The 19,484-nt window shown below is 68.6% G+C and carries 22 protein-coding genes; 8 read left to right on the top strand and 14 right to left on the bottom strand.

Features of this window, described 5'->3' with window-relative positions; translation table 11 throughout:
• A partial coding sequence (locus AC07XS_RS06180) for a GcrA family cell cycle regulator (protein ID WP_321207993.1) occupies positions 1-331 on the top strand: 331 nt, incomplete at its 5' end.
• A 249-nt stretch (positions 332-580) separates the two neighbouring features.
• On the opposite strand, the gene apaG is transcribed toward AC07XS_RS06180, so the two are convergent.
• On the bottom strand, positions 581-988 hold the full coding sequence (gene apaG / locus AC07XS_RS06185; protein WP_152949141.1) for a Co2+/Mg2+ efflux facilitator ApaG/CorD: 408 nt from the start codon (positions 986-988) through the stop codon (positions 581-583).
• A gap of 81 nt (positions 989-1,069) precedes the next feature.
• Here apaG and AC07XS_RS06190 point away from each other — a divergent pair, with 81 nt between their 5' ends.
• Positions 1,070-2,095 carry a 2'-deoxycytidine 5'-triphosphate deaminase gene (locus tag AC07XS_RS06190; protein WP_182713903.1) on the top strand — a complete coding sequence of 342 codons (1,026 nt, stop codon included), beginning with the start codon at positions 1,070-1,072 and terminating at the stop codon, positions 2,093-2,095.
• Between the two features lie 107 nt (positions 2,096-2,202).
• On the opposite strand, the gene AC07XS_RS06195 is transcribed toward AC07XS_RS06190, so the two are convergent.
• A complete protein-coding gene (locus tag AC07XS_RS06195; protein ID WP_321207992.1) occupies positions 2,203-3,495 on the bottom strand; it encodes an MFS transporter in 1,293 nt (430 codons plus the stop codon).
• Positions 3,492-3,968, bottom strand: a complete 477-nt coding sequence (locus AC07XS_RS06200) for a cupin domain-containing protein (RefSeq protein ID WP_182713902.1) — start codon at positions 3,966-3,968, stop codon at positions 3,492-3,494. Before AC07XS_RS06200 ends, AC07XS_RS06195 begins: the two co-directional genes overlap by 4 nt.
• 42 nt (positions 3,969-4,010) lie before the next feature.
• Between AC07XS_RS06200 and dapE the strand changes: the two genes are divergently transcribed.
• The 3 genes from dapE (at position 4,011) to AC07XS_RS06215 (ending at position 6,221) form a co-directional block, all read left to right on the top strand.
• Positions 4,011-5,198 carry a succinyl-diaminopimelate desuccinylase gene (dapE, locus tag AC07XS_RS06205; protein ID WP_182713901.1) on the top strand — a complete coding sequence of 396 codons (1,188 nt, stop codon included), beginning with the start codon at positions 4,011-4,013 and terminating at the stop codon, positions 5,196-5,198.
• Positions 5,199-5,394: 196 nt separating this feature from the next.
• Positions 5,395-5,748, top strand: coding sequence for a hypothetical protein (locus AC07XS_RS06210; RefSeq protein ID WP_054764233.1), 354 nt, complete (start codon positions 5,395-5,397; stop codon positions 5,746-5,748).
• Between the two features lie 41 nt (positions 5,749-5,789).
• The gene (locus AC07XS_RS06215; RefSeq protein ID WP_054764234.1) at positions 5,790-6,221 is read left to right on the top strand and encodes an SRPBCC domain-containing protein; all 432 of its coding nucleotides are present in this window, start codon (positions 5,790-5,792) and stop codon (positions 6,219-6,221) included.
• Between the two features lie 4 nt (positions 6,222-6,225).
• Here AC07XS_RS06215 and AC07XS_RS06220 read toward each other — a convergent pair whose 3' ends face one another.
• The 9 genes from AC07XS_RS06220 to AC07XS_RS06260 form a co-directional block, all read right to left on the bottom strand.
• A complete protein-coding gene (locus AC07XS_RS06220; RefSeq protein ID WP_054764235.1) occupies positions 6,226-7,206 on the bottom strand; it encodes a type II secretion system F family protein in 981 nt (326 codons plus the stop codon).
• Positions 7,207-7,215: 9 nt separating this feature from the next.
• Positions 7,216-8,196, bottom strand: coding sequence for a type II secretion system F family protein (locus AC07XS_RS06225; RefSeq protein WP_054764236.1), 981 nt, complete (start codon positions 8,194-8,196; stop codon positions 7,216-7,218).
• A gap of 4 nt (positions 8,197-8,200) precedes the next feature.
• Positions 8,201-9,655: a TadA family conjugal transfer-associated ATPase gene (locus AC07XS_RS06230; RefSeq protein WP_494732657.1), complete on the bottom strand. Its 1,455-nt coding sequence runs from the start codon at positions 9,653-9,655 to the stop codon at positions 8,201-8,203.
• Positions 9,656-9,847: 192 nt separating this feature from the next.
• A complete protein-coding gene (locus AC07XS_RS06235) occupies positions 9,848-11,416 on the bottom strand; it encodes a cellulose synthase operon protein YhjQ/BcsQ (protein WP_321207991.1) in 1,569 nt (522 codons plus the stop codon).
• Between the two features lie 5 nt (positions 11,417-11,421).
• Positions 11,422-12,105 (bottom strand): CpaD family pilus assembly lipoprotein, encoded by a 684-nt coding sequence (locus tag AC07XS_RS06240; protein WP_182713899.1) that lies wholly within the window; start codon positions 12,103-12,105, stop codon positions 11,422-11,424.
• A 4-nt stretch (positions 12,106-12,109) separates the two neighbouring features.
• Entirely contained in the window at positions 12,110-13,768 is a 1,659-nt protein-coding gene (locus AC07XS_RS06245) for a type II and III secretion system protein family protein (protein WP_321207990.1), read from the bottom strand.
• Positions 13,765-14,742: a Flp pilus assembly protein CpaB gene (gene cpaB, locus AC07XS_RS06250; RefSeq protein ID WP_287397193.1), complete on the bottom strand. Its 978-nt coding sequence runs from the start codon at positions 14,740-14,742 to the stop codon at positions 13,765-13,767. Before cpaB ends, AC07XS_RS06245 begins: the two co-directional genes overlap by 4 nt.
• 76 nt (positions 14,743-14,818) lie before the next feature.
• Positions 14,819-15,340 carry an A24 family peptidase gene (locus tag AC07XS_RS06255; protein ID WP_054764240.1) on the bottom strand — a complete coding sequence of 174 codons (522 nt, stop codon included), beginning with the start codon at positions 15,338-15,340 and terminating at the stop codon, positions 14,819-14,821.
• Between the two features lie 107 nt (positions 15,341-15,447).
• Positions 15,448-15,624 (bottom strand): Flp family type IVb pilin, encoded by a 177-nt coding sequence (locus tag AC07XS_RS06260; protein WP_182713898.1) that lies wholly within the window; start codon positions 15,622-15,624, stop codon positions 15,448-15,450.
• A 240-nt stretch (positions 15,625-15,864) separates the two neighbouring features.
• Here AC07XS_RS06260 and AC07XS_RS06265 point away from each other — a divergent pair, with 240 nt between their 5' ends.
• The 3 genes from AC07XS_RS06265 to AC07XS_RS06275 are packed head-to-tail and all read left to right on the top strand — an operon-like array spanning position 15,865 to position 17,366.
• Positions 15,865-16,278, top strand: coding sequence for a pilus assembly protein N-terminal domain-containing protein (locus AC07XS_RS06265; RefSeq protein ID WP_182713897.1), 414 nt, complete (start codon positions 15,865-15,867; stop codon positions 16,276-16,278).
• Between the two features lie 3 nt (positions 16,279-16,281).
• On the top strand, positions 16,282-16,812 hold the full coding sequence (locus AC07XS_RS06270; RefSeq protein WP_182713896.1) for a TadE/TadG family type IV pilus assembly protein: 531 nt from the start codon (positions 16,282-16,284) through the stop codon (positions 16,810-16,812).
• Positions 16,812-17,366 (top strand): TadE/TadG family type IV pilus assembly protein, encoded by a 555-nt coding sequence (locus tag AC07XS_RS06275; RefSeq protein WP_054764243.1) that lies wholly within the window; start codon positions 16,812-16,814, stop codon positions 17,364-17,366. Before AC07XS_RS06270 ends, AC07XS_RS06275 begins: the two co-directional genes overlap by 1 nt.
• Here the strand turns inward: AC07XS_RS06275 and AC07XS_RS06280 are convergent.
• On the bottom strand, positions 17,318-18,664 hold the full coding sequence (locus AC07XS_RS06280) for an anthranilate synthase component I family protein (protein WP_182713895.1): 1,347 nt from the start codon (positions 18,662-18,664) through the stop codon (positions 17,318-17,320). The two genes, AC07XS_RS06275 and AC07XS_RS06280, sit on opposite strands and share 49 nt — an antisense overlap.
• The gene (locus AC07XS_RS06285) at positions 18,661-19,452 is read right to left on the bottom strand and encodes a tyrosine-protein phosphatase (protein WP_182713894.1); all 792 of its coding nucleotides are present in this window, start codon (positions 19,450-19,452) and stop codon (positions 18,661-18,663) included. Before AC07XS_RS06285 ends, AC07XS_RS06280 begins: the two co-directional genes overlap by 4 nt.
• Between the last annotated feature and the right edge of the window lie 32 nt (positions 19,453-19,484).

A 19,484-nucleotide genomic window follows, 5' to 3' on the forward strand; every position in this document is an offset into this window, starting at 1 on the left:
CCGCCCTGCCGCCCCGGCCGCGACGACGGCCGCCCAACCGGCGGCCCCGCGTCGCCTGGAAGTCGTCCAGCCCAAGGCGGTTCAACCGGCCGCCCCGGCGCCCGCCCCGATCCCGGACCTGCCCGGCACGGCCACGGTCATGACCCTGGGCGCCCATATGTGCAAATGGCCGATCGGCGATCCGTCGTCGCGCGAGTTCAGCTTCTGCGGCCGCCGCGCCTCGGAAGGCGTCTATTGCGTCGAACACGCCCGCGTCGCCTACCAACCCCAGGTCAAGCGCGGCAAGGACGGCTCGTCCGACCTGGCCCGCAGCCTGCGGCGCTACATCTAAGGGCGACATGCTCGTAGGCGCTACCGCGCTTCGCGCGACTTGAGCGCCGCGCGGCTGCGGCGCTCTGCGCTCAAGTCGTGAGCGACCGCGTCGCGAACATAGCGCACTAAAATGAAGCGGGTCATGCCCGCGTCACAGATGCTCCTTATGGAGCCGACCTCCCCCTCGCCGGTCGCGCAAGCGGTCGGCGAGACTCTAGGGGGCGGGGCTGCGGTTCATCCGGGTTGACGCAGCCCCATCCGCTTTCGCTCAGTTCAACACCCGTCTTGCACCGGGCGTGTCCAGCGAGAAGGCCGGGATCTCGACCTCGAAACTGCGCCCCTCGGCGTCGGTCATATAATAGGCCCCGACCATGGACCCGCTGTCGGTCGGCAGGGGACAACCCGAGGCGTAGGCATAGCTGCCGCCCGGCTCGATGACCGGCTGTTCGCCGACCACGCCCGGCCCGCGCACCTCCTCGACATGGCCGTGGCCGTCGGTGATGGTCCAGCGGCGCGCCATCAGCTGGACCGTCGTCCCGCTCAGGTTCACGATCTCGACCTGATAGGCCCAGACCCAGCGACCCTCGTCCGGGTCCGACTGGCCCGCCAGGTAGGAGGGCCGGACCCGGATCAGTATGCCGTTCGTTTCGGCGGTATAGGCAGGACCATCGTGCATGGGCTATATGCTCGCCCCGCCGCGCGCGGGCCGCAAGCGCGACTTGGCGACAGGTCGCGAAAACCGTGTGAGACTGACGCCATGAGTTCCTTCCAAGCGCCCCGTCCCGGCATCCTGCCCGCCCAGTCCATCGAGACCCTGATCGCCGCCGGCGCCATCACGTCCGACACCCCCTTCGATCATGACCAGGTTCAGCCCGCCAGCCTGGATCTGCGACTTTCGGACCAGGCCTGGCGCGTGCGCGCCTCCTTCCTGCCCGGCCGGCGCAAGGTCGAGGAACGGATCGCCGACGTGGCCATGCACCGGATCGAGATCACCGACGCCGGCGTCGTGCTGGAAAAGGGCTGCGTCTACATCGTGCGCCTTCAGGAGCGGCTGAACCTGCCCAAGGGCCTGATCGCCCGGGCCAATCCCAAGTCCTCGACCGGCCGGGTGGACGTCTTCGTGCGCCTGCTGACCGACCAGGGCGCCAGTTTCGACGATGTGGCCGAGGGCTATGACGGCCCCCTCTATCTGGAGGTCGCGCCCCAGACCTTCTCCATCCTGGTCCGCCCCGGCACCCGGCTGAACCAACTCAGGCTGAAGGCCGGCGATCCGCCCAAGCTGGAGACCCGCTCGGTCGGCGTCGATCTGCAGGGCGGCGACATCGTCGGATTCCGCGGGCGGCGCCATGCGGGCGTTGTGGATCTGGACCATATCGACGGCCACGACCCGCGCGACTTCTGGGAGCCGCTGACCCTGCGGCGCGGCGAACTGCTGCTGGATCCGGGCGAGTTCTACATCCTGGCCTCGTCCGACGACGTCGAAATCCCGGTCGACCAGGCCGCCGAGATGACCCCCATCGACCCGTCGGTGGGCGAGTTCCGCGTCCACTACGCCGGCTTCTTCGACCCCGGCTTCGGCACGGACGAGGCGCACGGTGCCGGGTCCAAAGGGGTGCTGGAGGTCCGCACCCACGACACCCCCTTCCTCCTGGAACACGGCCAGATCGTCGCCCGCCTGGTCTATGAACCCCTGACGGAGCGCCCTGTGCGCCTGTATGGCGAGAGCGGCAGCCACTATCAAAACCAGGGCCTGAAGCTGTCGAAGCATTTCAGGGGGTGGTGAGGCCTCAGGTCCGCGATTCTGGTGCTAGTGAATAGTGCTGGTGAGCGAGGGCGAGCGGATAGACCCGGCCTTGAAGCTCACTAGCACTATTCACCAGCACTCTGAGCTCACGTCAGCCGATCCGCCCTCCTCAGCCCCGGGAACATGGCCGACCAGGCGCCGGTCGCGGCCAGGGCGCCGAAGCCGCCGAAGACTGCGGCTCCCACCGCGCCCAGCATCCGCACCATGACGCCGGAATAGGCCTCGCCCAGTTCGTTCGAGGCGCCGATGAACAGCATGGAGACCGACGAGACCCGGCCGCGCATATGGTCGGGCGTGGCCAGCTGGATCAGGGTCTGGCGCACATTGACGCTGATCATGTCCGCCGCCCCGCCGATCAGCAGGGCCAGGCCGGACAGCCAGACGATCTTGGACAGGCCGAAGGTCAGGGTGCACAGGCCGAACACCGCCACGGCCGAGAACATCCAGCGCCCGCCGTTCCGTCGGATCGGGAAGCGGCTCAGATAGATGGCCATGCCCATGGCGCCGACGCCGAAGGCCGCCCGCAGCAGGCCGAAGCCCTGGGGGCCGACATGAAGGATGTCGCGGGCGAAGATCGGCGTCAGAAGCGCGACCCCCGCCAGCAGGACCACGACCAGGTCCAGCGAAATGGCGCCGAGCACGATCTTGGTCTTCCACACATAGGCCAGCCCCTCCTTGACCGCGTCGATCGGCGACAGCGGATTGGCTTGGGGCGCCGGCTTGCCGCTGGTGCGGATCAGGATGAAGGCGGCGACGGCCAAGAGGAACATCCCCAGCGACACCGCATAGGCCAGGGGCACATTGACGCCCACGATCACCCCGCCCAGGGCCGGCCCGGCGATGGCCCCGGTCTGGAAGGCGATGGACTGGGCGGCGATGGCGGGCGGCAGGGCCTTGCGGCCCACCACCATCGGCAGGAAGGCCTGGCTGGCCGGCGCCAGAAACGCCCGCGCCGCGCCGAACAGGGCCGCGACCGCCAGCAGCCCCCACAGGGGCGGGTTTCCGTGCAGGGCCATGGCCAGGAAGGAGCCGGCGCAGGCCGCCTCGACCAGGATGGAAATCCAGACGGTGCGTTTCCGGTCGCGCCGGTCGGCCATGGCCCCGGCCGGCAGGGTGAAGGCCAGAAGCGGCAGGAACTGACACAGGCCGACCAGGCCCAGATAGAGACTGGCCTGTTCGATCGGATGATCGCGCCGGGCGATCTCATAGACCTGCCACAACAGGGCCGAGGACTGGATCTGGATGGCCAGAACCGCGACCACGCGCCCGAACCACAGAAGGCGGAAATCGCGGATGCCCCAGGGACTGTCGGGGCCCTCGGGCGGAGGCGGCGGAACCGGCGGGGCGGCGGGGGCGGTGTCGAGGGTTTCGGTGCTCACGTGCGTCTGGGGAACTTCGGATAGGGCGAACCGTCGCGGTGGAAATAGCGGTCCGCGCCCGCGGGCAGGACCATGTCGATGTCGGGGTAGTCGCAAGGGGTGACGGTCGGGCTGCGCGTGCCGACCTCCAGCAGAACCGCCTCGCGGCCGGATCGGTTCTCGAGCCTGTGTCCGTTGGCGACGCCGGCCTTGAAGCCGGCGCAGTCGCCGGGGCGCAGAACCGTCTCGCCGTCCTCCTCGACCAGGACGACCTCGCCCTCGACCACCATGACGAACTCGTCTTCGGCCTCGTGCCAGTGGCGCTGGCTGGACCAGGCGCCGTCGGGCAGGCGCAGCAGGTTGACGCCGAACTGGGTCAGGCCCGCCGCATCGCCCAGCTTCCAGCGGCGGCGCGACAGACAGGGGCCGGCGAATTCGTCCGGATAGGTCGTGCCGTCGCCTCTGGGCGCGGCGTCGATATCGATCTTGGGCATGGGCCTTCTCCCCGTTGCGCGATGTCCCTAAAGCATAGGCGCATGAGCCGCGCATCAACTCCTGTGATCGATCCTGTCGAACTGACCCGCGACCTGATCCGTATTCCATCCGTCACCCCCGCCGACGAGGGGGCCATGGACGTGCTGGAACGCCATCTGACGGCCCTGGGCTTCCACTGCCGGCGCCTGGCCTTCGAGGGACCGGGGGGCGAAGGGGTCCATGCGCGGATCGAGAACCTGTACGCCCGGCGCGGAACCGCCTCGCCCAATCTGTGCTTCGCCGGCCATACGGACGTGGTGCCGACCGGTCCGTCCGATCAGTGGTCGGCCCAGCCCTTCAACGCCGAGGTCAGGGACGGCCTGCTGTACGGCCGGGGCGCGGTGGACATGAAGGGCGGGATCGCCGCCTGGGTCGCCGCCGTGTCCCAGGTGCTGGCGGAAGGCGAGCCGAAGGGCTCCCTCTCCTTCCTGATCACCGGGGACGAGGAAGGCCCGGCGCTTCACGGCACTAAACGGGTGGTCGAGACCCTGGCGGCCGAGGGCGAGGTGATCGACGCCTGTATCGTGGGCGAGCCCTCGTCGTCGCAGCACCTGGGCGACATGATCAAGGTCGGGCGGCGCGGCTCGCTGAACAGTTGGATCACCGTCACGGGCAAACAGGGCCACGTCGCCTATCCGGAGCGGGCGGCCAATCCGGCCCCGGTGATCGCCCGGCTGATGAGCCGGCTGAACGACCATGTGCTGGACGAGGGATACGAAGGCTTCCCGCCGTCGAACCTGGAGATCACCACGATCGATATCGGCAATCCGGCGACCAACATCATTCCGGCCGAGGCCAGGGCGCGGCTGAACATCCGCTTCAACCCCAGCCATACGGGCGATGCCTTGATCGACTGGCTGAACCGCGAGGCCGGGGCCATGCAGGCCGAGACCGGGCTGCAGATCACTCTGGAGCACCTGTGTTCCGGCGAGGCCTTCCTGACCGAGCCGGGGGTCTTCGTGGAGGCGGTGCAGGACGCCGTCGAGGCCCAGCTGGGGCGCCGCCCCGAAGCCTCGACCACCGGCGGCACTTCCGACGCCCGCTTCATCCGCGCCCTGTGCCCGGTGCTGGAGCTAGGCCTGGTCGGCCAGACCATGCACCAGATCGACGAACGGGTGCCGACAGCGGAGCTGGAGGCGCTGACGGCCGTCTATCGCCGGGTGATCGAGACGGTGTTCGAGCGGTTGTAGTCATATCCGTCTCCTCCCCGCTCTGCGGGGAGGGATCGCGAAGCGGTGGAGGGGCCTGTCCGCCGCACCGAGTCCGGGTCAGCAGCCCCTCCGTCACGGCGCTGAAGAAGCGCCGCGCCACCTCCCCGCTAGGCGGGGAGGAGACGACGAACCCATTCCGCTTGTGCAACGACCATCGCTCGGCGACACTCGAATCATGGCCGTCGAAGAGTTCAAGAGCGCAAAGACCGAGTGGAAGGATGTGGTCCTGGTCTGCCGCAAATGCTCCAAGAAGCTGGACGGCGGTTTCGGGCCGGACGGGGACCTGACCCTGAAGAAGGCCCTGCGGAAATATCTGCACCTGAAGAAGGGCAAGAAGGGGCGCAAGGGGGCGCTGACCGTCACCAGCGCCGACTGTTTCGACATCTGTCCCAAGGGCGCCGTCGTCGCGGTCAACGCCGCCCAGCCCAAGAAGCTGCTGATCATTCCGGCCGGCGCCGACCTGTTCGAGGTCAAGACGCGGTTGGGGCTGGACGACGGGCGGCGGCTGAAGATGGTCGTTCCCGACTGAGACGTCTTCCTTCCGCCGTCCAGCCGTGTCAGATCGGCGCCATGGAAGACGCCAAGATCGAACGACGCGCCGGGGTGCAGGCGACCTCTGACCGGCTCTGGGAGCTGGTCTCGGACCTGCCCGGCTGGAACCGCTGGAATCCGCACGAGACCGATGTGGAGGGCGCCATCGCCTTTGGCGGCCAGCTGACGATCACCGAGGCCTTTCCCGGCCAGGGCGAGCGGCGGGCGGCGGCCCGGGTTGCGGAATGGCGGCCCTATGTGCGGCTGGTCTGGACCGAGAACCGGGGCTTTCTGTTCCGCACCCTGCGCTACATCGACATCGAGGAGCTGGAGAAGGGGCGCTGCATCGTCTCGTCTGGCCACAAGTTCGCGGGCCTGCGCGGCGAACTGTTTCACGACAAGCACAGAAACGCCCTGCGCGAGGCGCACCAGGCCATCGTCGACGGATTGAAGGCCGCCGCAGAAGGCTGACGCTTCAGCCCTTGGCCATGGTGTCCATGATGTTCAGGATCGCCGGGCCCAGGATGACGATGAACAGGACCGGCAGGAAGAACAGGATCATCGGCACCGTCAGCTGGGCCGGCAGGGCCGCAGCCTTCTTCTCCGCCGCCGACAGGCGCAGTTCGCGGTTCTCCTTGGCCATGACGCGCAGGGCCGAGGACAGGGGCGTGCCGTAGGTCTCGGCCTGGGTCATGGCGACCGCCACCGACTTGACGCCTGGATGGTTGGTGCGCCGGCCCAGGTTCTCATAGGCCATGCGGCGGTCCGGCAGATAGCTGAGCTCGGCCGACAGCAGGGACAGTTCCTCGGCCAGTTCGATCGAGGAGGAGCCGATCTCCTGGCTGACCTTGTTGACGGCCGCCTCAATCGACATGCCCGCCTCGACGCAGATCAGCAGCAGGTCCAGGGCGTCGGGAAAGGCCAGCATGATCGAGGCCCGGCGTTTGGCGATGCGGTTCTTCACATAGAGGTTCGGCGCATAGAAGCCGGCGACCACGGCGCCCATACAGGCGCTGATCTTGTTCATCGTCGGCCAGTCGACGATCTTGAGCACGAACAGATAGAAGACCGCCACCGCCAGGAACAGGAAGGGCGAGGCGAAGCGGAAGAAGTAGAAGGTGGTCAAGGGACGCGGACCGCGATAGCCGGCTTGGGCCATCTGGTCGGCGACCTTCGGGTCTTCCAGCAGCTTGGTCAGGTTCAGCCGGTCGACGAGCAGCTTCTTGAAGCCCTCGTCATCGCTGTGGCGCAGCGCGCCCTGGCCCGACTGGATCGCAGCGCGTGAGCGACGCTTCAGGTCGTCGCGGCGCTCCGAAACCGCCTTCATCCGCTTGTCCAGCTGAACGCCCCGGGTCATGGAAGACAGCAGGGTCAGGACGGTGGCGAAGACCAGCACCCCCACCCCTATGCTGAGCAGGTTTTGCGGGTCGGTGATGAAGCGAATGAAACCGTCCATGTCCCCGCCTCAGATCTTGAACGAGATCATGCGCTTCATGACGAAGACGCCCAGTCCCATCAGAACCCCCGCCAGCAGCAACAGGGCGTTGCCGCGGATGTCGGTGAACAGGGACATCATGTAGCCGGGACTGGTGAACATCACCATGGCCATGACGGCCGGCGGCAGGGAGCCGATGATCCCGGCCGAAGCCAGGGCTTCGGACGACATGGCCTTGACCTTTTCGGCCATCATCCGGCGGGCGCGCAGAACCGCCGACAGATTGCCCAGGGCCTCGGCCAGATTGCCGCCGGTCTTCTGCTGGATGGCGATGACGATGGTGAAGAAGCGCAGCTCCGGCGACGGCATGCGCTCGTACATCCGCTCCAGCCCCTGTTCCAGCGTCATGCCGACCCCCAGGCCCTCGACCAGCAGCTTGAACTCGGGCCCCAGGGGCGCCGGGCTTTCGCGGGCGATGATCTTGAAACACTCGTGGACCGGCAGGCCGGACTTGATGCCCCGCACGATGACATCGACGGCGTTGGGGAACTCCAGGGAGAATTTCTTCATCCGGCCCTTGGCCAGGAAGCTGACGATCCAGCGCGGCAGGCCCAGCGCCACCCCCACGCCCAGACCGAGCGCCAGAATGACGTGCAGCCCGAACACCAGGCCCAGCAGGGCCGCGATCCCGCCGGCGACGGCGCTGACGATGTAGAAGGTCCGCACGCCTATGCTCAGGCCCGCCTGTTTCAGCCGCACTGACATGGTGGCGCGGGCCTTGCGCTCGCGGCGATCGGCCTCTTTCAACTGTTCGGCGATCTGTTTGCGGCGGGCCTCGGGCGTGCTGGCCGCGGCCGCCGCCCTGCGCGCCGTGGCGGCGTTTCGCTTGGTCTCGCCCAGCTTGTTGGCCCGCTTCAGGGCCTGGCTCGAGGAATCGTCTCCACCGACGAAGACCCAGCCCAGGCCGCCGATGGTGATGAAGGCCAGAACAGCGGCGAGAATCGGCAGCATGCCCCTACTCCGCCGCGTCGAGGGCGTCGGCCAGCTCGCGCTCCAGCCCATAGTAGCGGGCGCGGTCCCAGAAGCGGGGACGCGCGATGCCGGTGGAGCGGTGGCGGCCGACGATCTTGCCGTGCTCGTCCTCGCCGGTGATGTCGTAGACGAACAGGTCCTGGGTCACGATCACATCGCCTTCCAGGCCCACGACCTCGGTGATGTGGGTGATGCGGCGCGAGCCGTCGCGCAGGCGGGCGGCCTGGATGATGACGTCGACCGAGCCGACGATCATCTCTCGGATGGTCCTGGACGGCAGGCCGTAGCCGCCCATGGTGATCATCGACTCCATCCGGCTGATGGCTTCGCGCGGGGAGTTGGCGTGCAGCGTGCCCATCGAGCCGTCGTGGCCGGTGTTCATGGCCTGGAGCAGGTCGAAGGCCTCGGGCCCGCGCACCTCGCCGACGATGATCCGTTCGGGGCGCATCCGCAGACAGTTCTTGACCAGGTCCCGCATGGTGATCTGGCCCTGGCCCTCCAGATTGGGCGGCCGGGTCTCCAGGCGCACGACGTGCGGCTGCTGGAGTTGCAGTTCGGCGGCGTCTTCGCAGGTGATGACCCGCTCGGTCGGGTCGATGAAGGCGGTCAGGGTGTTCAGCAGGGTCGTCTTGCCCGAGCCGGTGCCGCCCGAGATGACCAGATTGCAGCGTGAAGCGCCGATGACGCCGAGGACGCGCGCCCCCTCGGGACTGATGGAGGCGTACTCCACCAGATTCTTCATCGTCAGCTTGTCCTTCTTGAACTTCCGGATCGTCAGGGTCGGTCCGTCGATCGCCAGGGGCGGAGCGATGACGTTGACGCGCGAGCCGTCGGGCAGGCGAGCGTCGCAGATGGGGCTGGATTCATCGACGCGGCGACCGACCTGAGAGACGATCCGCTGGCAGATGTTCATCAGCTGGGCGTTGTCGCGGAAGCGGACATTGGTCAGCTGGACCTTGCCCCCCACTTCGATGAAGACCCGGCCGGCGCCGTTGACCATGATGTCGGCGATGTCGTCGCGCGCCAGCAGCGGCTCCAGCGGGCCATAGCCCAGGACGTCATTGACGATGTCCTGGACCAGGTGCTCCTGCTCGGCCACCGACATGGAGACGTTCTTGATCGCCACCAGTTCGGCGACGATGTCGCGGATCTCTTCCGACGCCGTCTTGTTGTCGAGCTGAGCCAGGTTGGCCAGATCGATGGTGTTCATCAACGCATTGAAGATGGTGGTCTTCGTGGCGTGATAATAGTCGCTCTGTTCCCGGACGATCTCGGCGACCGCCTGGGCCTTCTTCAACTGTTCGAAACCGGCGGTCGGCCGGGGCCCTGCAGCCTTGCCCCCCGACGGGGGCGGGGGCGCCTCGGACGGGGATGAAGGTCGGGCCGCCAGGGCGTCCAGCCGGTCCGGCTTGGGCGGAGCGGCCCAGGCCTGGTCCATTCCGCCGAAACCGCGCCCGGCCCCGGCCTGCTCGTCAGCCCCGCCGAAGGCGAAGGCCTCGGTCTGGACGCCGGGCGTCGGCTGACGCAGGGGCGCGTCGAAACCCGTGGCTGCGGGCGGCGCGGCAGAGGGCGCCTCGCGCAGGGGCGCCGCGCCGACGCCGGGTTGACCTGTGCGTTTGCCGAACATCCGTCAGCGTTTCTTGAACAGAGAGCCGAACAGGGATTTGGACGCCCTGTCCTCCTCGGCGGGTCGCGCCGCCTTGACGGGCTTGCCTGCGGCCGCAGCCGGCAGCTCTCGGCGCGAGACGATCTGGGCCAGGGTCTGGAAGGCTTCGGCCGCCTTGGTCTTGGCGCCGGCGTCCAGGATCATCTGGCCGTTGTTGGCCGCCGCCCCGAAGGTCTTGGCGTCGAACGGGATGATCAGACTGGGATGGACGCCCAGGGCGGCGCCGAAATCCTTGGCCGGAATTTCCGGTCGGCCCGGCACCCCGACCTGATTCAGCACCAGACGCGGCGGAGCGTCGTTGGGCCGCCCCTGACGGATCAGGTCGATCATGTTCTTGGCGTTGCGCAGGGCCGCCAGATCGGGGGTCGCCACCACCACCACTTCGTCGGCGCTGATCAGGGTGCGGCGCATCCAGGGCGACCACAGATGGGGCAGGTCCAGAATGACGAAGGGGGCGGTGGCGCGGATGCGGGTCGTGACCTCTTCGAACGCCTCGGTGGAGATGTCCCAATCGGTGTCCAGGGTCGCGGGCGCGGCGAACAGGCTCAGCTTGTCGGTGCAGCGGACCATCATCCGGTCCAGAAGGGTCGCATCCAGCCGGTCCGGCTGGCCCAGGGCGTCGACCACCCCGTTCAGCGGATCCTGGTTGAAGTCCAGTCCGGCCGTGCCGAACGGCAGATCATAGTCGACGATGACCGTATTGGCCCCGATCCGCTCGGAAATGGCGTAGGCGGTGTTGTGCGCCACGGCCGAGGCCCCCGCCCCACCGCGCGCGCCGACGAAGGCGATGGAGCGGCCGACGAAGGGCTGGGCCGGGTCGTTGAACAGGCCGCCGATCGCCGCGATCAGCTGCAACGGCTGAAGGGGGGCGACCAGATATTCGCTGACGCCGCGCCGCATCAGTTCGCGGAACAGAAGGATGTCGTTGGTCGCCCCGATCACCACCACCTTGGTGCCGGTGTCGCAGACCTCGGCCAGCTGATCCACCTCCCACAGCAGGGTCTGGGGGTCCTTCAGGCATTCGACGATGATCAGGGGCGGGGTCGGCTCATGGCGATAGGTCTCGACTGCCCCCATGACCCCGCCGATGCGGATCTGGGTGGTGGCGCGCGACAGGCGCCGGTCCTGGGCCCCGCGCTCGGCTGCGGCCAGGGTGTCCTGACGTTCGGCGAAAACATGGATGGCGATGCGGGGCACCGACACCTCGCCGATGGCGCCGAGGGGCGCCAGGCTGGTCTCGGCCGACATCATGGGCGCCAGAGCGGGCGCCGAATGGGGCGTCGCCGCAGGCGCGGGCGCAAGCGTCGACTGCGCCCTGGCCACCATCTCGCCGACAGGATTGAAGCTGGAGGGCGCGGGGGCCTGGGGCGAACCCCCGCCGGGGGGCGCCGGCTGGCCCGGATGGGCGCCGGCGCTCAGGAAGGCAGCCGATCGAGCGTCCGACGTCGGGAAGGCGGACGGCTCGGAAAAGTCCATGTCGACGTCGAAACCGTCGTCCAGGGCGTCGAAGGGGCGAGGCGCGGCGGGGTTCATCAGGCTCAGTCCACCGCCGTCGAAATGCGCGCGCTCTCCACCAGCGTCTCCTGGGGTGCGGCGGTCTGCTCGCCGGCGGCGTATTTGTCGAACACCACCGTGCGCCGCCCGGCCGAGGCGGGGGTCATGGCGCGCGGCCCTGCAATGTCGCGCGGGTCGGCGATCTGGGCCGCCAGATTGGCGTTGACCGCGCAGCCGAAGTTGGACGAGGACCTGTTGTCCCCGGTCCGGCTCAGATTGCCCCAGGCCGTTCCGCAGCGGGGCACGGCCGCCTGGACCGTCTCGAAACCGACCAGGACCGGCGCGCGCGGATTGGGTCCGTCGTAGCCGACGATGCGAAGCCGGTCTCCACCCACACCGAGGCGCGTCAGGGCGTCGCGCACGGCGTAGGCGGTCTGGGCGGCGACCGGATCGTCCCCGGCCGGCGCCTCGATCACGATAGAACCGGCGCCGACGGCGGCGAACCGTTCGACCAGGGCGGCTAGGGCGGCGTTCTGATTGGCCGAAAGGCCGTCGTCGTGAACGGCGAGGGCGATCCGGTCCAGGCCGGTCTCCACCTGGAGCGCATAGCGGGAGGCCGGCGTCAGGGGCGGTTCACCGCCCAGGCTGGCCGGGCCGCCGACGCAGGCGGAGAGGCCGAGCGCCGCGCCGGCCAACAGGGCGAGAGGCAAGAACGAGAGACGGGTCATGAGCTCACTCGATCACATAGCCGACGGCGCCCTGCCAGGCGGCGCCTGAACCGGCCGGTCCGGGAGCGGGCGCGCCATAGACCTGGTTCAGCTGTCCGAACAGGATGGTCTGGGAATCCGTGGCGATCCGCAGGCCGTCGGCAGGGGTCTGCATCCGATCCGGCGAGGTCGGACTGACGATATAGGGCTCGACGATGACGACCAGCTCGGTCTCGCCGTTCAGATAGTCGCGCGAGCGGAACAGGGAGCCCAGCACCGGCAGATTGGTCATGCCGGGCAGGGAATCGACCGCCTGCCTCGTGCTTTCCTGCAACAGGCCGGCGATCATCATCGCGCCGCCTGACGGCAGTTCGACCGTGTTTTCGCTGCGTCGGACGGTCAGGCCCGGCAGGGTGATGGACGAGGCCGTGCCGGCGCCGATGGTGAACCCGCCCTGTTCGGTCAGTTCGGACACCTCGACCTTGACCTGAAGCGAGATGCGGCCGCCCGACAGGACGATGGGCCGGAAGGCCAGGCCCACGCCGTAGGGCTTATAGGTCACGGTGATGTTGCCGTCCCGATCCCGCCCGGTCGGCAGGGGAAACTCGCCCCCGGCCAGGAAGTTTGCGGATTCGCCGTTCACCGACGTCAGATTGGGCTCGGCCAGGGTCCGGGCCAGACCGACCCGCTCGAACGCCTCCAGACAGCCGGTGGCGTTCGTGCCCGTCATGGTGCGGAAGGCGGTGGAGGCGATATCCTGGATGGCGTTCGAGACCGAGGCCGCGCTCGAGGAGCCGGTCGACGCCTGGGCCAGGGCCGTTCCAGGGACCTGAACCAGATTGCCGTTGACGTCGGTGACCGTAACCGTTGTCGGGAAGGGGGCGCCCGTCCAGGTCTGGGAGGCGCTGGCGTTCGAGCCGGCGCTCGTCTGACTGCCGCTGGAGACCGTGCTGGTCCCGTTCGTCGTCCGACCGCCCGTCTGATTGTAACAGAGGCCGCCGCCCCCGGCCGCCGCCCCGTTCACTCCATAGGTGTTCGGCCGACTGAAGCCGTAGGAGTGGATGCCCGAGCCCTTCAGGATGTCGGCGTTGAAACCCAGTTGCTTCAGGCTGCTGCGCTGCACCTCGACCACGCGCACCTTCAGCGTCACCTGGTCCGAGCCGGAGACGCTGATCATATTGATCACCTTTTCCGGGGCCGAAACGAAGGCGCGGGCGACCTGGGCCGCCTGGGCCGCCTGGGCCGGGCTGTCCGCCGTTCCGGTCAGTATGACGCTGTCGTTGACGGCCTCGGCGTGGATGCCGCCGCCGGGGGCCACGCGGCTGAGGGTGTCCTGCAGGGCGCTGACGCCCGCATCGACCCGGACGCGCAGGCTCAGAATGGTGCGGCCGGCGGCGTCCAGGAAGACGGCGTCGGTCTCACCCGGCGCGATCCCGATCACGGTGATCCGGCGCGGCGAATGCAGCATGGCCTCGGCCACCTGCGGATTGGAGACGATCACGTCACGGGCGTCGGCCGGCAGATCCACGGCGAAGGAGGTGCCGCGCGGCAGGTTGATCAGCCGCGGCGCCGTCCCCATCGACACGGCGGCGCGCGTCTGGGCCGTTCCGGCGGCCGGCGCCAGGACCAGGCCGGCGGCGGCGACCGTGATCAGGACGGCCTTGGACAGGATCGAGGCTCTCACGGCGTCACCACGGTTTCAGGCGTCCCGCCGCGATAGACCCGCACGTTGCGCGTCAGGGCCGCCGCCTGGGGCGCGCGGGTCGCGCCGGACGGCCCCGCCGTATCGGCGTAGGAGCGCAGCGACAGGGACAGTTCGCCCTCGGACTTGGCCTGGGCCAGAAGCACGGCGTCTTGGGGGCGGACCTCCAGGGTGGCGGTCGCCCCGACCACGGCCTGGGCGTCGTCGCCGACGCGGGTGGACTGGTCGATGGCCAGGACCTTGACGTTCTGCATCACTGTGGCCGACGAATATTTGGAGCCCGAGCCGCCGCCTTCCACCGCCCCGGAAGGAGTCTCCTTCTGGGCGGTCAGGACGACGTCGACCCGGTCGCCGGGCAGGATGAAGCCGCCGGCGGCCGATTCCACCGTGACCGCAATGGCCATGGCGCGCATGCCGGGCTCCAGATAGGCCGCCAGATAGCCGCTGTCGCCCGCGCGCACGATCTTGCGCGCCACGATCGGCTCTCCGGCGAGAATGGGTTCGCGCACGACCGAGCCGACATAGTCGGACTTGACTCCGGTCCCTACCAGGCGGCCGGCGGCCTCGCCGACCCGCTGAACCGCGCCGGCGGTCTTGTCGGCGACGGCCTTTTCATCAGCGGGCTTGGCCTCGGCCGGCTTGTCGGCGGCGGCGGGAAGCGGGACGGAGCCGTCGCTGATGAAGGCGGGGTTCAACTGATCGACCGGCCAGTCCTTCCAGGACAGGTCGCCCTCGGTCAGGCGTTTGCCGGGCTCCAGATCGCGGGCAGCGACCAAAATCTTGGCCATGGGGCGCGCCTCGACAGGCGCGGCGGCGGCCGGCGCGGCGGGCTCGCCCTGCCCCATGGCGCGCACGACCAGAGCCAGGCCCAGTGCGGACACGGCGGCGATGCAAAGGACGACGATGCGGGCGGGCTTCATCCAGACGATCTCCGGCAGGCGCGGCGAGCCGGACATGATCCTCGCCCCCTACCGTTAACGATCATGAGGCCCGAGAGTTAACGCTTCCTAAGCGACGCCCGCTTGCGCAACCTCAAGAAACCGCCAAGGCGCGAACGACCATGTCGCCCTCGGGAAAGGTCAGCAGGGCGCCGATGGCGATGGCGACGCCATAGGGAATATCGCCCTTGGGCTCCAGCAGGCGGGCGACCCACGGAAGGCGCGGCGGGAGCGGAGACAGCAGAGGATAGTATTGGCGGGCGAGGATCAGCAGGAGGCAGAAGCCGCCGCCGGCCAGGGCGATCCACAGCAGCAGCGGCCCCAGATCGCCGAACCCCAACCACAGGCAGGCCGCAGCCAGGGCCTTGGCGTCCCCGCCCCCGATCCAGTTCAGGGCGAACAGGCCCATGCCGAGGATCAGGGCGGCGAAGCCGACGCCCAGATGGACGGCGATCTCAGGCAGGGTCAGGCCGACGAGCAGGGCCGCCGGAAAGAAGGCGGCCAGCAGGGCCAGGGAGATCCAGTTCGGAATCCGCATCGTGGTCAGGTCATGCAGACCCGTAGCCACCATCAGGATCGGAAAGACGGCCAGGAAGGGAAGGCTCAGAAGGTCCATGACCCCATGCTGGCACGGGCGGATTAAGGCCGGGTTGCCGCGCCACAAAGAAGAAGGGCCGGAGCGTGCGCTCCGGCCCTTCCCAGGCTTCAAGACGTGGAGGCGTCTTAGGACTTCTTGCCTTCCAGGCCGTCGGAGACGGCTTGCAGCTTGGTGTTCAGGTTGGTGCCGATGGTGCCGAGCACGGTGATGATCACGACGGCGATCAGAGCGGCGATCAGGCCGTATTCGATGGCGGTGGCGCCGGATTCGTCCTTAGCGAAACGCGAGATGAACTTGGTCATGGTGAGTTCCCTTGTGTATATGTCTAGCGAGCAACTTGGCGGGGGGAGCCGGTAGCCCGCTTGACCCCCAAAACGCACGGTTAGAATGACCAAGAGGCGTTAAGGCCAGGTCACGGTTTTTAGTTACCTGCGGATTCACCACAGAAAATCCCGGATCGACGAACTTCAGCCTTTGTTGAGGAAGCCTGGGCCATCATGCGCGCGTCCGCGCTGATGCGCGCCCTTGTTTCAGAGCCGCCGATGCCCCGCCTTTCCATCGCCGTCATCACCGCCGTCCTCGCCCTGGCCGGCCTGCCCGCCCAGGCGCAGAGCCCGAACGGCGCGCTCAATGTCGAGATCGACCGCTCCGCGCGCGTCCAGCTGCGGGGCGCCGCCGCCTCGGTCATCGTCGCCAATCCTCAGATCGCCGACGTCACCGTGGTGGACGCCAACACCCTGTTCATCGTCGGAAAGGGCTATGGGGTGACCGAGGTGGTGGCGGTCGACGGCGTGGGCCGCACCCTGTTCCAGCGCGAGATCGTGGTTACCGGCGGATCGACCGGATCGGTTCGGGTCTGGCGCGGGGCCCAGGCCACGGAAATGACCTGCGGCGCCTCCTGCGCCCCCAGCCTGCGCGCCGGCGCCGCCGCGACCGGCCCGGCCTCGGCGCCCTGATCCATGGCGGCGCTGGATGGTTCTCCCCGTCGCGGCTCCGCCGGTCACCGTGAAGGCGCGGCGGCGGTGGAGTTCGCCCTGGTCGCCACCCCCTTCTTTCTTCTGCTGTTCTCGATCTTCCAGCTGGGTCTGGTCTTCATCACCGACGCCGTCGCCGAAAACGCCCTGTTGACCGTCAGCCGCGAAATCCGAACCGGCGAGGCCCAGGCCAAGGGTCTGGATCAGGCCGGGTTCAAACAGGCCTTCTGCGATCAGATGAGCGTGTTCAAGAGCGACTGCGCCGCCCGCGCCACCGTCGATGTCCGGGTCGTCGCCAAATTCTCCGACAATATCGACCCGCCCAAGGACGAGAACGGCGTCCTGGACCTGTCCAAGACCGGCTACGACCCCGGCGCGGCCCAGAATCTGGTCGTCGCGCGTGTCTGGTACAAACAGCCGATGATCGTGCCCGCCCTGACCCAGTCCGTGAGCGCCGCGGGGCCCGGACAGATCATGATCTCCGCCACCACCGCCTTCCGCAACGAGCCCTTCTGATGCGCCGGTCGCTGATGCGCAGGCTGGCGCGCGACGAGACCGGGGTCTCTGCGGTCGAATTCGCCCTGATCGCCCCGGTCATGATCCTGTTCTATGCAGGCATGGTCGATCTGTGTCAGGGCTATATGGCTGTGCGTCGCACCAGCCATGTGGCCGCTTCGGTCGCGGATTTGACCGCCCAGTCCCGCGACATCACCAAGGCCGACATCGACAACGTCTTTTTGGTCGGCCCCTCCATCATGGCGCCCTTCGCCCCGGCCTCGCTGGAACAGAGGGTCAGCAGCGTCAGCCGGGACACGACGACCAAATATACGGTGAACTGGAGCCGCAGCTGGGCGGCCTCGGGCGGGAGTGGGGCCCTCAGCGGCCGACTCACCGTCGCGGACGCCGACATTCCCGCTGATCTCCTGCCGGTCGGGTCGTCGATCATCATCGCCGAGGCCCGCTACACCTACGCCTCGCCGTTCCAGCGCTTCCTGCCGTCCGCCAGCTTCACCCGCCGCGCCTATCTGAATCCGCGCGAGGTGACGCAGATCGCCTGTACGGACTGCTGACCCGTCAGAGCCTGTCTCAGGGCGGCGATCTTTGTTTCGGTCTCGGCAAGTTCGGACTGAGGGTCGCTGTCGGCGACGATTCCGGCGCCGGCCAGGGTGCGGAAGGTCCAACACTCGTCCCGGCGCTCGAACGCGGCGGTGCGGATCAGGACCGAGGCGGTCAGCCCCCCGCCGTCTTCCAGAATGAACAGCGACCCGCACCAGGCGCCGCGCGGCGGCTCATATTCGGCGATGACCTTCATGGCCTGGTGTTTGGGCGCCCCGGTGATCGAGCCCGGCGGGAAGGTCGCCTCCAGCAGGTCGGCCGGCGTCACCCCCGGCTCGGCCCGGCCGACCACGGTCGAGACCAGATGGTGGACGGTCGGATGGCTCTCGATCGCGAACAGCCGTTCGACCGCGACCGAGCCGACGCGCGAGGCGCGGGCCAGGTCGTTACGCATCAGATCGACGATCATCAGGTTTTCGGCCCGGTCCTTGGCGCTGGCCTGAAGCGCGGCGGCCAGGGCCGCGTCCTCGAGCGGGTCGGCCGACCGGGCGCGCGTGCCCTTGATCGGCCGCGCCTCGATGCGCCGGGCCTCGCCGTCCAAGGCCAGGAAGAGCTCAGGCGAATTGGACACCAGGGCCCGGTCCCCGATCCGCCAGAAGGCGCCGTAGGGCGAGGCCCGCCCCTGTTGCAGCCGCAGGAAGACGTCGAACGGATCGGCCTTTGGCTTCAGCGCGCCGCCCCAGGCGCGGGCGATATTGGCCTGAAACAGTTCACCGGCCGCGATCCGGGCGACCACCTCGGCCACGCAGTCGCGATAGGCCTGGTCCGGCGCCTCGGCCGCAAAGGTCTCGGCCGGAGCGTCGGGAGTCGCAGGCGTGACCGCCGCCGCCCGCCATTTCGACGCCTGAACGGCCGCCGCCTCGGCCTGCGCCGCCGTCGCCCCCCGGCCGACGGCGCGAACACGCCGCTGATGATGGTCGAAGCTCAGCATGGCCGGATAGCGGGCCAGGATCAGGTCGGGCCACACCAGGGGCCGCTCGCCGGTCGCCGGTCGCGCGCCCGCGTCATAGGCGGCCAGTCCCACCGTCCCTGCGCTCCAGGCCGGATCGCGCAGGGGGTCGAACAGATCGGCTTCGACCCCGCCCACATGAACCCGATCCGGCGCCGTCGCCACATGGGACCAGCGGCCGCCGGGACCGCCGTCCGACAGCAGGGCCAGGGCGCCGTCCGTCCCACCGATCCCGGCCGCGACAGCCAAGGGGTCCGTCCACGGATGATCGCGGACGACCACATGGGTCAGGGCGCCGTTCACGCCGACAGCCGCGCCTCGATTCGGGCGCGCAGGGCGGCGTCGACGCCCAGGGCCTGTTCCAGATAGACGTCCAGGGATCCATGCCGCGCCTCGACCTCGGCGAAGGCGGCCTCCAGATAGGCGGCCTCCACCCCGAGGAAGGCCACCACCGCGTCGTCGGAGGCGACACGGCCGGTCATCTCGTGCAGACGCCGCGCAATGGCGGGGGCGCGACCGACCAGATCGACGGCCGTATTGGTCAGCAGATAGTCCTCGATCAGGTCGTCGTGGTGGACGCCCAGCAGATGATGCGTCAAGGCGGCGAGAAAGCCGGTCCGGTCCTTGCCCGCCGCGCAGTGGATCAGCACGGGTCGGTCCTGATCGCCCCCCATCTGTCCCAGGGCTTGGAAATAGCGGCCGAAAACGTCGATGTGGGCGGCGTCGAACGGCAGGCTGCGATAGGTCTGGGTCATGAAACGCCGACCCGAATCCGGCGTCAGATCCGCCGTTTTCAGGAAGGTGATGTGGGGCGCCTCGGCCCCGTCATCGATCCCGCCCTCGATCACCAGGGCGTCGAAACCGTCATGCCGTCGCGAGGGCTGGTCGCGCCTTTCGCCCGGTCGGCGCAGATCGACCACCGCCCCCAGGCCGAACCCCTTCAGCCGCTCCAGATCGGCCTCGCTGGCCCGGGCGTGATGGCCCGAACGCAGCAGGCGGCCGGGGCGGATGCGTCGCCCGGCCGCCGTGGCGTAGTCGCCATAGTCGCGGAAGTTGTCGATGGCCTCGAAGGCATGGAGACGGTGGCTCATGCCCCGCTTCTAGAGCCTGATCCGTTGAAGAG

The sequence above is a fragment of the Brevundimonas sp. GW456-12-10-14-LB3 genome (assembly GCF_059424365.1).

Excerpts from the sequence above, each read along its gene's own strand:
- apaG (WP_152949141.1), bottom strand. The coding sequence starts at position 988 with ATGCACGATGGTCCTGCCTATACCGCCGAAACGAACGGCATACTGATC.
- AC07XS_RS06190 (WP_182713903.1), top strand. The coding sequence starts at position 1,070 with ATGAGTTCCTTCCAAGCGCCCCGTCCCGGCATCCTGCCCGCCCAGTCC.
- AC07XS_RS06200 (WP_182713902.1), bottom strand. The coding sequence starts at position 3,968 with ATGCCCAAGATCGATATCGACGCCGCGCCCAGAGGCGACGGCACGACC.
- dapE (WP_182713901.1), top strand. The coding sequence starts at position 4,011 with ATGAGCCGCGCATCAACTCCTGTGATCGATCCTGTCGAACTGACCCGC.
- AC07XS_RS06210 (WP_054764233.1), top strand. The coding sequence starts at position 5,395 with ATGGCCGTCGAAGAGTTCAAGAGCGCAAAGACCGAGTGGAAGGATGTG.
- AC07XS_RS06215 (WP_054764234.1), top strand. The coding sequence starts at position 5,790 with ATGGAAGACGCCAAGATCGAACGACGCGCCGGGGTGCAGGCGACCTCT.
- AC07XS_RS06220 (WP_054764235.1), bottom strand. The coding sequence starts at position 7,206 with ATGGACGGTTTCATTCGCTTCATCACCGACCCGCAAAACCTGCTCAGC.
- AC07XS_RS06225 (WP_054764236.1), bottom strand. The coding sequence starts at position 8,196 with ATGCTGCCGATTCTCGCCGCTGTTCTGGCCTTCATCACCATCGGCGGC.
- AC07XS_RS06230 (WP_494732657.1), bottom strand. The coding sequence starts at position 9,655 with ATGGACCAGGCCTGGGCCGCTCCGCCCAAGCCGGACCGGCTGGACGCC.
- AC07XS_RS06235 (WP_321207991.1), bottom strand. The coding sequence starts at position 11,416 with ATGAACCCCGCCGCGCCTCGCCCCTTCGACGCCCTGGACGACGGTTTC.
- AC07XS_RS06240 (WP_182713899.1), bottom strand. The coding sequence starts at position 12,105 with ATGACCCGTCTCTCGTTCTTGCCTCTCGCCCTGTTGGCCGGCGCGGCG.
- cpaB (WP_287397193.1), bottom strand. The coding sequence starts at position 14,742 with ATGTCCGGCTCGCCGCGCCTGCCGGAGATCGTCTGGATGAAGCCCGCC.
- AC07XS_RS06255 (WP_054764240.1), bottom strand. The coding sequence starts at position 15,340 with ATGGACCTTCTGAGCCTTCCCTTCCTGGCCGTCTTTCCGATCCTGATG.
- AC07XS_RS06260 (WP_182713898.1), bottom strand. The coding sequence starts at position 15,624 with ATGACCAAGTTCATCTCGCGTTTCGCTAAGGACGAATCCGGCGCCACC.
- AC07XS_RS06265 (WP_182713897.1), top strand. The coding sequence starts at position 15,865 with ATGCCCCGCCTTTCCATCGCCGTCATCACCGCCGTCCTCGCCCTGGCC.
- AC07XS_RS06270 (WP_182713896.1), top strand. The coding sequence starts at position 16,282 with ATGGCGGCGCTGGATGGTTCTCCCCGTCGCGGCTCCGCCGGTCACCGT.
- AC07XS_RS06275 (WP_054764243.1), top strand. The coding sequence starts at position 16,812 with ATGCGCCGGTCGCTGATGCGCAGGCTGGCGCGCGACGAGACCGGGGTC.
- AC07XS_RS06285 (WP_182713894.1), bottom strand. The coding sequence starts at position 19,452 with ATGAGCCACCGTCTCCATGCCTTCGAGGCCATCGACAACTTCCGCGAC.